Annotated in this window: 7 protein-coding genes, 5 tRNA genes, 3 rRNA genes and 1 pseudogene; all 16 read left to right on the forward strand. The window is 55.5% G+C overall.

The features are described 5' to 3' along the window. Positions 1 to 328, forward strand: a pseudogene (locus ACPEH5_RS22475) (ketol-acid reductoisomerase); the annotation flags it as partial. Between the two features lie 150 nt (positions 329 to 478). Then, entirely contained in the window at positions 479 to 1,330 is an 852-nt protein-coding gene (gene pssA / locus ACPEH5_RS22480; protein WP_003250045.1) for a CDP-diacylglycerol--serine O-phosphatidyltransferase, read from the forward strand. A 79-nt stretch (positions 1,331 to 1,409) separates the two neighbouring features. Then, positions 1,410 to 2,423 carry a protein-methionine-sulfoxide reductase catalytic subunit MsrP gene (gene msrP, locus ACPEH5_RS22485; RefSeq protein ID WP_423727222.1) on the forward strand — a complete coding sequence of 338 codons (1,014 nt, stop codon included), beginning with the start codon at positions 1,410 to 1,412 and terminating at the stop codon, positions 2,421 to 2,423. Next, positions 2,423 to 3,019 carry a protein-methionine-sulfoxide reductase heme-binding subunit MsrQ gene (msrQ, locus tag ACPEH5_RS22490; protein WP_046613101.1) on the forward strand — a complete coding sequence of 199 codons (597 nt, stop codon included), beginning with the start codon at positions 2,423 to 2,425 and terminating at the stop codon, positions 3,017 to 3,019. The genes msrP and msrQ overlap by 1 nt, the downstream gene beginning before the upstream one ends. 600 nt (positions 3,020 to 3,619) lie before the next feature. After that, positions 3,620 to 5,156: ribosomal RNA gene (locus ACPEH5_RS22495) — 16S ribosomal RNA — on the forward strand. An 85-nt stretch (positions 5,157 to 5,241) separates the two neighbouring features. Continuing rightward, positions 5,242 to 5,318: transfer RNA gene (locus ACPEH5_RS22500), tRNA-Ile, on the forward strand. Positions 5,319 to 5,342: 24 nt separating this feature from the next. Beyond that, positions 5,343 to 5,418, forward strand: a tRNA-Ala gene (locus ACPEH5_RS22505). A 238-nt stretch (positions 5,419 to 5,656) separates the two neighbouring features. Further along, a 23S ribosomal RNA gene (locus ACPEH5_RS22510) occupies positions 5,657 to 8,548 on the forward strand. 131 nt (positions 8,549 to 8,679) lie between these two features. Next, positions 8,680 to 8,795 (forward strand): 5S ribosomal RNA (gene rrf, locus ACPEH5_RS22515). Together the 16S, 23S and 5S rRNA genes with 2 tRNA genes alongside form the textbook arrangement of a ribosomal RNA operon. Before the next feature lie 288 nt (positions 8,796 to 9,083). Next, the gene (gene birA, locus ACPEH5_RS22520) at positions 9,084 to 10,043 is read left to right on the forward strand and encodes a bifunctional biotin--[acetyl-CoA-carboxylase] ligase/biotin operon repressor BirA (RefSeq protein ID WP_423727223.1); all 960 of its coding nucleotides are present in this window, start codon (positions 9,084 to 9,086) and stop codon (positions 10,041 to 10,043) included. Next, positions 10,033 to 10,782, forward strand: coding sequence for a pantothenate kinase (locus ACPEH5_RS22525; RefSeq protein ID WP_046617266.1), 750 nt, complete (start codon positions 10,033 to 10,035; stop codon positions 10,780 to 10,782). Before birA ends, ACPEH5_RS22525 begins: the two co-directional genes overlap by 11 nt. Before the next feature lie 7 nt (positions 10,783 to 10,789). After that, a complete protein-coding gene (locus tag ACPEH5_RS22530) occupies positions 10,790 to 11,215 on the forward strand; it encodes a hypothetical protein (protein WP_046617267.1) in 426 nt (141 codons plus the stop codon). 152 nt (positions 11,216 to 11,367) lie between these two features. Beyond that, a tRNA-Tyr gene (locus tag ACPEH5_RS22535) sits at positions 11,368 to 11,451 on the forward strand. Positions 11,452 to 11,475: 24 nt separating this feature from the next. Continuing rightward, positions 11,476 to 11,549 (forward strand) — tRNA-Gly (locus ACPEH5_RS22540). Between the two features lie 29 nt (positions 11,550 to 11,578). Continuing rightward, positions 11,579 to 11,654, forward strand: a tRNA-Thr gene (locus tag ACPEH5_RS22545). 78 nt (positions 11,655 to 11,732) lie between these two features. Beyond that, the coding region (locus ACPEH5_RS22550; protein ID WP_423727224.1) for a GTP-binding protein at positions 11,733 to 12,013 on the forward strand (281 nt) is incomplete at its 3' end.

The following is a 12,013-nucleotide window of genomic DNA, read 5'->3' on the forward strand; positions in this document are numbered from 1 at the left end:
ACTGAAGCTGATCGTTGACCTCATGTACGAAGGCGGCATCGCCAACATGAACTACTCGATCTCCAACAACGCCGAGTACGGTGAGTATGTAACCGGTCCGGAAGTCATCAACGAAGAATCCCGCAAGGCCATGCGCAACGCCCTGAAGCGCATCCAGGACGGCGAGTACGCGAAGATGTTCATCTCCGAAGGTGCTACCAACTATCCATCGATGACTGCCAAGCGTCGCAACAACGCCGCTCACGGCATCGAAATCATCGGTGAGCAACTGCGCTCGATGATGCCGTGGATCTCGGCTAACAAAATCGTCGACAAGACCAAGAACTAAGTCTTGTCGAAAGATGAAAAACGCGGCTTCGGCCGCGTTTTTTCGTTCTGACAGTCCGCTTCTGGTATAAAGCAGACCAGTGGCCTGCCGTCAGAACCTGTTTTGCAGGCCCGTGTCGAACATTTTCCATCCTGTTGCAAGGTACCCTCCATGAGCGAACGTCCCGAAGAGCCGAACAAGCCCTCCGACGCCGAAAGCCTGCTACCTGTCGATGAGCACGTTGAAGAAGGGCATGACGCCGAAGGGCGCAAGGTGCGCCATCGTGGCATCTACCTGCTGCCCAACCTGTTTACCACCGCCAACCTGTTTGCCGGTTTCTATTCCATCATCAGCTCGATGAGCGCACAGAGCGCACTGAGCGCCGGTGACCCGCGCGAGGCGAGCAAGTACTTTGCCTTCGCTGCCATCGCCATCTTCGTGGCCATGGTGCTCGACGGCCTCGATGGTCGTGTCGCACGCATGACCAACACCCAGAGCGCCTTTGGTGCTGAGTACGACTCGCTGTCAGACATGGTCGCCTTCGGTGTGGCTCCGGCCTTGCTGGCCTTTGGCTGGGCGCTGGGCGACATGGGCAAGGTCGGCTGGATGGTCGCCTTCATCTATGTGGCCGGTGCAGCACTGCGTCTGGCACGCTTCAATACCCAGGTCGGCACCGCTGACAAGCGCTACTTCATCGGCCTGGCCAGCCCAGCTGCCGCGGGCGTGGTCGCGGGTACCGTGTGGGCGTTCAGTGACTACGGCATCCAGGGCTCCAAGCTGTCGTTCCTGGTGGCGCTGCTGGTGGCTGCTGCCGGCATGCTGATGGTCAGCAACATCAAGTACAACAGCTTCAAGGAGCTGGACCTCAAGGGTCGTGTGCCGTTCGTGGCTATCCTGGCCGTGGTGCTTGTGTTTGCCGTGGTGTTCAGCGACCCGCCGCGTATCCTGCTGCTGATCTTCCTCGCCTATGCGGCTTCGGGGCCGATCCAGTTCCTGCTCAAGGCACGCCGTCGCAAAGCGTGACAATCATTTAATGCAGGAATAACCCGCCGGCTCCATAGTCTTACTGGTACATCCGTTATCCAGTGCTGTGGAGCCGCTCATGCTCATCAAGCTTTCCAGGTCTTCCGAGTGCAAGGCATCGGAGATCACCCCCGAAGGCATCTACCTCTCCCGTCGTACCCTGCTGGGTGGCTCGTTGGCCGGCCTGGCGCTGGGCGCCTTGCCGAGCATGGCGCGCGCAGCTGAAACCAGCCGTTACGCCGATGTCGAAGCTGGCAGGGCGCCTGGCTGGTTCAGTGAAAAACTCGCGGCCACCCGATGGCAGGCAGTAACGGTCCAGGGTGAGACAATCACGCCGTTCAAGGATGCCACCCACTACAACAACTTCTACGAGTTCGGGCCCGACAAGGGCGACCCGGCGGCCAAGGGCGATAGCCTGAAAACCGAACCGTGGAGCGTTGTGGTCGATGGCGAGGTGGGTAAGCCCGGGTGCTATGCACTGGAAGACTTCGTCAAACCGTACCAGCTAGAGGAGCGCATCTACCGGCTGCGTTGCGTGGAGGCGTGGTCGATGGTCATTCCGTGGCTGGGCTTCCCGTTGGCGCAGTTGCTCAAGCAGGTAGAGCCGACGTCCAAGGCGCGCTATGTGCGCTTCGAAACCCTGAAAGACCCGGAGCACATGCCGGGGCAGCGTTCGGGGTTCGCCCTGATCGACTGGCCTTATAGGGAAGGCTTGCGTCTGGATGAGGCGATGCATCCTTTGGCGATCCTGGCGGTTGGCATGTATGGCCGGGAGCTGCCCAACCAGAATGGCGCGCCGTTGCGGCTGGTGGTGCCGTGGAAGTATGGTTTCAAGAGCATCAAGTCGATCGTGCGTATCAGCCTGGTGACGGAGCAACCCGGCACCACCTGGGAAGGGCTGGCGCCGGATGAATATGGGTTCTATGCCAATGTGAACCCGACGGTCGACCACCCCCGTTGGAGTCAGGCGCGTGAGCGGCGGCTGCCCAGCGGGCTGTTCAGTCCCAATGTGCGAGAAACCCAGATGTTCAATGGCTATGCCGATGAAGTGGCGTCGCTGTATACCGGGCTTGATCTGCGGAAGAACTATTGATGCGTTACCCCTGGTTTCGCCTGGCCATCTTCATCGTGGGGTGCCTGTTCCCGGCCTGGTGGTTGTATGAGGCGGCGATGAATCTGCTAGGGCCTGATCCTGGAAAGATCATGATGGACCGGCTTGGGCTCGGGGCGCTGACCTTCCTGCTGGTTACCTTGGGCATGACGCCGCTGCAGAAGCTGACGGGATGGTCGGGTTGGATCGTGGTGCGCCGGCAACTGGGGTTGTGGGTGTTCGCCTATATCGTGCTGCACATCCTGGCTTACCTGTTCTTTATCCTTGGGCTGGACTGGGGGCAGTTGGCGGTGGAGTTGCGCAAGCGGCCTTACATTATTGTGGGGGCGCTTGGGTTTCTTGGGTTGCTGGCCCTGGCCGTTACCTCGAATCGGTATAGCCAGCGGCGGTTGGGGGCGCGTTGGAAGAAGCTACATCGGTTGGTGTACGTGATACTTGGGTTGGGGTTGCTGCATTTCTTGTGGATCGTGCGCTCGGATCTACGGGAGTGGGCGATCTATGCGGGTATTGGGGCTGTGTTGATGGTGTTGCGGGTTCCTGCTGTTGCGCGGGTGCTGCCCAGAATTGGCCGGAGATAGGGGAGGGGGCAAGGGCCTGTGCGGCGCTCGATCTCACAGGCGCAGAAGGTGTTGTGGCGAGCACCTGGTAGCCTTGATAAGGTCTTCGCCTGGAACATTTCAAATAAATGAAATTAAAGGTTGACGCCCTCTCGGATCCCCTTATAATGCGCCCCACTTCCAGCGACATCGGAACGACAAACTTCTTGAAATTCAATAAGTTAGGTTGTTCGGAAAGAGCTGAAAGGGCTACGATCAAATGATCGCCAGCGGTTGAGATGATGGTTGACAGCGCTTCTAAACGCTGTATGATTCGCCTCCCGCTACGAGAGATCGCAGCGAGTCAAGTGTTTGAAGCTAAACGAGTTTCTCGCAAAAAACTTCAAAATAAACGCTTGACAGCAAATGAGGAAAGCGTAGAATGCGCGCCTCGGTTGAGACGAAACGCTCTTAACCAAACGCTCTTTAACAAATCGAATCAAGCAATTCGTGTGGGTGCTTGTGAGTACGGACTGATAGTCACAAAGATTATCAGCATCACAAGTGGCCATGCGAGAAATCACATAGTCATTTGAGATTGCTGAGCCAAGTTTAGGGTTTCTTAAAAACCCAAGCAGTATTGAACTGAAGAGTTTGATCATGGCTCAGATTGAACGCTGGCGGCAGGCCTAACACATGCAAGTCGAGCGGATGACGGGAGCTTGCTCCTTGATTCAGCGGCGGACGGGTGAGTAATGCCTAGGAATCTGCCTGGTAGTGGGGGACAACGTTTCGAAAGGAACGCTAATACCGCATACGTCCTACGGGAGAAAGCAGGGGACCTTCGGGCCTTGCGCTATCAGATGAGCCTAGGTCGGATTAGCTAGTTGGTGGGGTAATGGCTCACCAAGGCGACGATCCGTAACTGGTCTGAGAGGATGATCAGTCACACTGGAACTGAGACACGGTCCAGACTCCTACGGGAGGCAGCAGTGGGGAATATTGGACAATGGGCGAAAGCCTGATCCAGCCATGCCGCGTGTGTGAAGAAGGTCTTCGGATTGTAAAGCACTTTAAGTTGGGAGGAAGGGCAGTAAGCTAATACCTTGCTGTTTTGACGTTACCGACAGAATAAGCACCGGCTAACTCTGTGCCAGCAGCCGCGGTAATACAGAGGGTGCAAGCGTTAATCGGAATTACTGGGCGTAAAGCGCGCGTAGGTGGTTCGTTAAGTTGGATGTGAAAGCCCCGGGCTCAACCTGGGAACTGCATCCAAAACTGGCGAGCTAGAGTACGGTAGAGGGTGGTGGAATTTCCTGTGTAGCGGTGAAATGCGTAGATATAGGAAGGAACACCAGTGGCGAAGGCGACCACCTGGACTGATACTGACACTGAGGTGCGAAAGCGTGGGGAGCAAACAGGATTAGATACCCTGGTAGTCCACGCCGTAAACGATGTCAACTAGCCGTTGGAATCCTTGAGATTTTAGTGGCGCAGCTAACGCATTAAGTTGACCGCCTGGGGAGTACGGCCGCAAGGTTAAAACTCAAATGAATTGACGGGGGCCCGCACAAGCGGTGGAGCATGTGGTTTAATTCGAAGCAACGCGAAGAACCTTACCAGGCCTTGACATGCAGAGAACTTTCCAGAGATGGATTGGTGCCTTCGGGAACTCTGACACAGGTGCTGCATGGCTGTCGTCAGCTCGTGTCGTGAGATGTTGGGTTAAGTCCCGTAACGAGCGCAACCCTTGTCCTTAGTTACCAGCACGTTATGGTGGGCACTCTAAGGAGACTGCCGGTGACAAACCGGAGGAAGGTGGGGATGACGTCAAGTCATCATGGCCCTTACGGCCTGGGCTACACACGTGCTACAATGGTCGGTACAGAGGGTTGCCAAGCCGCGAGGTGGAGCTAATCTCACAAAACCGATCGTAGTCCGGATCGCAGTCTGCAACTCGACTGCGTGAAGTCGGAATCGCTAGTAATCGCGAATCAGAATGTCGCGGTGAATACGTTCCCGGGCCTTGTACACACCGCCCGTCACACCATGGGAGTGGGTTGCACCAGAAGTAGCTAGTCTAACCTTCGGGAGGACGGTTACCACGGTGTGATTCATGACTGGGGTGAAGTCGTAACAAGGTAGCCGTAGGGGAACCTGCGGCTGGATCACCTCCTTAATCGACGACATCAGCCTGCTGATGAGCTCCCACACGAATTGCTTGATTCATTGTAAAAGACGATGCTGTAACGCGACCCTGTTATAGGTCTGTAGCTCAGTTGGTTAGAGCGCACCCCTGATAAGGGTGAGGTCGGCAGTTCAAATCTGCCCAGACCTACCATTACATGGTTCAGCCGTAGAATACGGGGCCATAGCTCAGCTGGGAGAGCGCCTGCCTTGCACGCAGGAGGTCAGCGGTTCGATCCCGCTTGGCTCCACCACTTTTGCTGTACTGCTTGATCAAACTCAGAAATGAACATTCGCTTCGAATGTTGATTTCTGGCTTTTGTCAGATCGTTCTTTAAAAATTCGGATATGTGATAGATATAGACTGATGGCCAGTTTCACTGCTGGTTAATCAGGCTAAGGTAAAATTTGTGAGTTCTGCTCGAAAGAGCAACATGCGAATTTTCGGCGAATGTCGTCTTCACAGTATAACCAGATTGCTTGGGGTTATATGGTCAAGTGAAGAAGCGCATACGGTGGATGCCTTGGCAGTCAGAGGCGATGAAAGACGTGGTAGCCTGCGATAAGCTTTGGGGAGTCGGCAAACAGACTGTGATCCAGAGATCTCTGAATGGGGGAACCCACTCAGCACAAGCTGAGTATCTTGTACTGAATACATAGGTGCAAGAGGCGAACCAGGGGAACTGAAACATCTAAGTACCCTGAGGAAAAGAAATCAACCGAGATTCCCTTAGTAGTGGCGAGCGAACGGGGACCAGCCCTTAAGTTGATTTGAGATTAGTGGAACGCTCTGGAAAGTGCGGCCATAGTGGGTGATAGCCCCGTACACGAAAATCTCTTGTCAATGAAATCGAGTAGGACGGAGCACGAGAAACTTTGTCTGAATATGGGGGGACCATCCTCCAAGGCTAAATACTACTGACTGACCGATAGTGAACCAGTACCGTGAGGGAAAGGCGAAAAGAACCCCGGAGAGGGGAGTGAAATAGAACCTGAAACCGTATGCGTACAAGCAGTGGGAGCCTACTTTGTTAGGTGACTGCGTACCTTTTGTATAATGGGTCAGCGACTTATATTCAGTGGCGAGCTTAACCGAATAGGGGAGGCGTAGCGAAAGCGAGTCTTAATAGGGCGTTTAGTCGCTGGGTATAGACCCGAAACCGGGCGATCTATCCATGGGCAGGTTGAAGGTTAGGTAACACTGACTGGAGGACCGAACCGACTACCGTTGAAAAGTTAGCGGATGACCTGTGGATCGGAGTGAAAGGCTAATCAAGCTCGGAGATAGCTGGTTCTCCTCGAAAGCTATTTAGGTAGCGCCTCATGTATCACTCCAGGGGGTAGAGCACTGTTTCGGCTAGGGGGTCATCCCGACTTACCAAACCGATGCAAACTCCGAATACCTGGAAGTGCCGAGCATGGGAGACACACGGCGGGTGCTAACGTCCGTCGTGAAAAGGGAAACAACCCAGACCGTCAGCTAAGGTCCCAAAGTCATGGTTAAGTGGGAAACGATGTGGGAAGGCTTAGACAGCTAGGAGGTTGGCTTAGAAGCAGCCACCCTTTAAAGAAAGCGTAATAGCTCACTAGTCGAGTCGGCCTGCGCGGAAGATGTAACGGGGCTCAAACCATGCACCGAAGCTACGGGTGTCATCTTTGATGACGCGGTAGAGGAGCGTTCTGTAAGCCTGTGAAGGTGAGTTGAGAAGCTTGCTGGAGGTATCAGAAGTGCGAATGCTGACATGAGTAACGACAATGCGAGTGAAAAACTCGCACGCCGAAAGACCAAGGTTTCCTGCGCAACGTTAATCGACGCAGGGTTAGTCGGTCCCTAAGGCGAGGCTGAAAAGCGTAGTCGATGGAAAACAGGTTAATATTCCTGTACTTCCAGTTATTGCGATGGAGGGACGGAGAAGGTTAGGCCAGCCTGGCGTTGGTTGTCCAGGTTTAAGGTGGTAGGCTGAAATCTTAGGCAAATCCGGGATTTCAAGGCCGAGAGCTGATGACGAGTTGCCTTCAGGCGACGAAGTGGTTGATACCATGCTTCCAAGAAAAGCTCCTAAGCTTCAGATAACTGGGAACCGTACCCCAAACCGACACAGGTGGTTAGGTAGAGAATACCAAGGCGCTTGAGAGAACTCGGGTGAAGGAACTAGGCAAAATGGCACCGTAACTTCGGGAGAAGGTGCGCCGGCGAGGGTGAAGGACTTGCTCCGTAAGCCCATGCCGGTCGAAGATACCAGGCCGCTGCGACTGTTTATTAAAAACACAGCACTCTGCAAACACGAAAGTGGACGTATAGGGTGTGACGCCTGCCCGGTGCCGGAAGGTTAATTGATGGGGTTAGCGCAAGCGAAGCTCTTGATCGAAGCCCCGGTAAACGGCGGCCGTAACTATAACGGTCCTAAGGTAGCGAAATTCCTTGTCGGGTAAGTTCCGACCTGCACGAATGGCGTAACGATGGCGGCGCTGTCTCCACCCGAGACTCAGTGAAATTGAAATCGCTGTGAAGATGCAGTGTATCCGCGGCTAGACGGAAAGACCCCGTGAACCTTTACTATAGCTTTGCACTGGACTTTGAATTTGCTTGTGTAGGATAGGTGGGAGGCTTTGAAGTGGGGACGCCAGTTCTCATGGAGCCATCCTTGAAATACCACCCTGGCAACTTTGAGGTTCTAACTCAGGTCCGTTATCCGGATCGAGGACAGTGTATGGTGGGTAGTTTGACTGGGGCGGTCTCCTCCCAAAGAGTAACGGAGGAGTACGAAGGTGCGCTCAGACCGGTCGGAAATCGGTCGTAGAGTATAAAGGCAAAAGCGCGCTTGACTGCGAGACAAACACGTCGAGCAGGTACGAAAGTAGGTCTTAGTGATCCGGTGGTTCTGAATGGAAGGGCCATCGCTCAACGGATAAAAGGTACTCCGGGGATAACAGGCTGATACCGCCCAAGAGTTCATATCGACGGCGGTGTTTGGCACCTCGATGTCGGCTCATCACATCCTGGGGCTGAAGTCGGTCCCAAGGGTATGGCTGTTCGCCATTTAAAGTGGTACGCGAGCTGGGTTTAGAACGTCGTGAGACAGTTCGGTCCCTATCTGCCGTGGACGTTTGAGATTTGAGAGGGGCTGCTCCTAGTACGAGAGGACCGGAGTGGACGAACCTCTGGTGTTCCGGTTGTCACGCCAGTGGCATTGCCGGGTAGCTATGTTCGGAAGAGATAACCGCTGAAAGCATCTAAGCGGGAAACTTGCCTCAAGATGAGATCTCACTGGGATCTTGAATCCCCTGAAGGGCCGTCGAAGACTACGACGTTGATAGGTTGGGTGTGTAAGCGCTGTGAGGCGTTGAGCTAACCAATACTAATTGCCCGTGAGGCTTGACCATATAACACCCAAGCAATTTGCTAGCGCAGATTGCGGTGGTGAAGACGAAAGAACCGAAAGTTCGCAACATCACAAATATCGCATATCCGGATTCGCTGGGCTGTCCATCTGGACATTCTGGCAACAGAATTTCTTGACGACCATAGAGCATTGGAACCACCTGATCCCATCCCGAACTCAGCAGTGAAACGATGCATCGCCGATGGTAGTGTGGGGTTTCCCCATGTGAGAGTAGGTCATCGTCAAGATTCATTTCGCAAAACCCCTATCTGCGCATGCAGGTAGGGGTTTTGTCTTTCTGGCCTACCAATCCCAGGCCTGCACCCCCCTCTGTGGGAGCGGGTTCACCCGCGAACACCGGCAAAGCCGGTGCCATCCACCGCGTTGCCTGCTTCGCGGCTAAAGCCGCTCCCACAGATATGGCGCAGGTTCAGGGTATGCTGCGGGAGCGGCCTTCGCCCCGCCGGCAGCCCTTTTCCTATGCAAGCCAACAGCCCATAGCTATCATGCCTGCCTTATTCCAAGTCGAGACTGGCATGCTGAAGTTGTTGAACCTCCTCAGGGATGGTCGGTTCCATTCCGGAGAAGCTCTGGGGGCGGCCCTCGGGGTAAGTCGCAGCGCCGTTTGGAAGCAGCTGCAGCACCTGGAGAGCGAACTGAACCTCACCATTCACAAGGTCCGTGGGCGTGGCTATCAGCTGGCGGCGCCGCTGGCTTTGCTCGATGCGCAAGCGATCGCCGGGTTTGCCGACGGCGAACAGTGGCCCGTTTTCATCCACGAAACCATCGACTCGACCAATGCTGAAGGCCTGCGACTCGCTGGAGAGGGGCAAACCGCGCCATTCCTGGTCCTGGCCGAGCGCCAGAGCGCCGGCCGTGGTCGGCGCGGTCGGCAGTGGGTCAGCCCTTTTGCCGAAAACCTCTATTACAGCCTGGTGCTCCGTGTGGATGGCGGCATGCGCCAGCTCGAGGGCTTGAGTCTCGTGGTGGGGTTGGCGGTAATGCGTACCCTGCAGGCGTTTGGGGTAAAGGATGTGGGGCTCAAATGGCCCAATGATGTTCTCGTTCGCGGGCAGAAGATCACCGGTATCCTCCTGGAGTTGGTGGGGGACCCGGCAGATGTCTGTCATGTGGTGCTGGGTATCGGCATCAATGTGAACATGCAGGTCAACGATCAGGTCGACCAGGTGTGGACCTCGATGCGTCGCGAAGTAGGGGCGGCAGTCGACCGTAACCGGCTGGTAGCATTGCTCAATCAGCAATTGCAGCACGAATTGGCGCGGCATCGTCGCTACGGGTTTGCCGCATTCCAGGAAGAATGGGAGCAGGCGCACCTGTGGCAGGGGCGCAAGGTTTCTCTGGTTGCAGGTAGCACGCGTATTGATGGCGTGGTTCTTGGCGTCGACGGGCAGGGCGGCTTGCGCCTTGAGGCGGACGGGGTGGAAAAGAGCTTCAGTGGTGGTGAGCTCAGTTTGAGGTTGCGTGATGATTCTTGAGCTCGATTGCGGTAACAGCTTCATCAAGTGGCGGGTAATCCACGTTGCTGATGCAGCGATTGAAAGCGGCGGTATCGTTGACTCCGATCAGGCGCTGGTGGCCGAAGTGGCCGCGCGAGCTTCGGTACGTCTGACCGGGTGCCGCATTGTCAGTGTGCGCAGTGAGGAAGAAACCGATGCGCTTTGCGCGCTGATTGCCCAGGCATTTGCCGTGCAAGCGCGCGTGGCGCACCCGGCTCAGGAAATGGCGGGTGTGCGCAATGGCTATGACGACTACCAGCGTCTGGGCATGGACCGTTGGTTGGCGGCGTTGGGAGCATTTCACCTGGCCAAGGGCGCTTGTCTGGTCATTGACCTGGGGACCGCTGCCAAAGCGGATTTCGTTGCGGCGGACGGCGAGCACCTGGGTGGCTACATCTGCCCGGGTATGCCATTGATGCGTAGCCAGTTGCGTACTCACACCCGGCGTATCCGTTATGACGATGCCTCGGCCGAGCGTGCATTGGCCAGCCTGGCGCCAGGTCGCTCGACGGTCGAGGCGGTCGAGCGCGGTTGCGTGTTGATGCTCCAGGGTTTTGCGCATACCCAGCTCGAACAGGCGCGAGCGTTGTGGGGGGAGGACTTCACAGTGTTCCTCACTGGGGGTGATGCGCCGCTGGTAAGGGAGGCGGTGCCTCAGGCACGTGTCGTGCCTGACCTGGTTTTTGTAGGCCTGGCCATGGCCTGCCCATTGGATTGAGGTGCCTATGCGTTGGTTGTTTCTGCTGTTACTGGTGCTCAACGTCTTCTATTACGTGTGGCACCAGCAGGAAGCCCCGCTGAAGGTCAAGGAAGTCGCGCCCCTGTCGCTGTACAAGGGGAATCAGCAAGAAATCCGCCTGTTGCGCGAAACAGGGGTTTCGGCTCCACCCAAGCGCCGGGATGAGTGCCTGGTGGTAGGTGGTGTGATGGGGCAGGGCCAGCTCGATGCGCTGCGTCAGCGCCTTTTGAGCCTGGATATTGTCACCGTGCCGGTGGCGGGACAGTTGCCAGGGGCGGATGGTCGTTGGCTCAAGGTTGCCCCGGATAGCGAGCGTTTGCTGGACCAAACCGTCCTCGCGACTCTTTCCAACGATTTCAAAGACTTAAAACACAAAATTATTTTCTGCCAGGGTATTGCAACTGGCGAATAGCTTGATAGAATGGCGCCCGCTTCACAGGGAACACCACTCAGGTGGTAGAACTGGAAGCGGTGTCAAAGCAGCTAAGTTTCAGATTTGATTGAAAAAATTTGAAAAAACGCTTGACACTAGGACGGCAGACAAATAGAATGCCGGCCACATCTGGAGGGATTCCCGAGCGGTCAAAGGGGACGGACTGTAAATCCGTTGCGAGAGCTTCGAAGGTTCGAATCCTTCTCCCTCCACCAGTTTTAGCGAGAGCCGTAAGCTCTGCGGGTATAGTTTAGTGGTAGAACCTCAGCCTTCCAAGCTGATGATGCGGGTTCGATTCCCGCTACCCGCTCCAAGTTTGCTGGATTTTGCACAAAGTGTTTCGCTCTTGTAGCTCAGTTGGTAGAGCACACCCTTGGTAAGGGTGAGGTCAGCGGTTCAAGTCCGCTCAAGAGCTCCATATAAACAAGGCAGATATGAAAATATCTGCCTTTGTTTTATCAGCGCAAGACTATTTCTTCTGCGGAGGATTGTATCGATGGCTAAGGAAAAGTTTGATCGTTCCCTTCCCCACGTTAACGTCGGCACCATCGGCCACGTTGACCACGGTAAAACCACTCTGACCGCTGCTCTGACTCGCGTTTGCTCCGAGGTTTTCGGTTCGGCTCGCGTTGACTTCGACAAGATCGACAGCGCCCCGGAAGAAAAAGCTCGTGGTATCACCATCAACACCGCGCACGTAGAGTACGACTCGAACATTCGTCACTACGCTCACGTTGACTGCCCAGGTCACGCCGACTACGTCAAAAACATGATCAC

The sequence above is a fragment of the Providencia sp. NPDC089933 genome (assembly GCF_049545585.1).
Lineage (GTDB): Bacteria > Pseudomonadota > Gammaproteobacteria > Enterobacterales > Enterobacteriaceae > Providencia > Providencia huashanensis.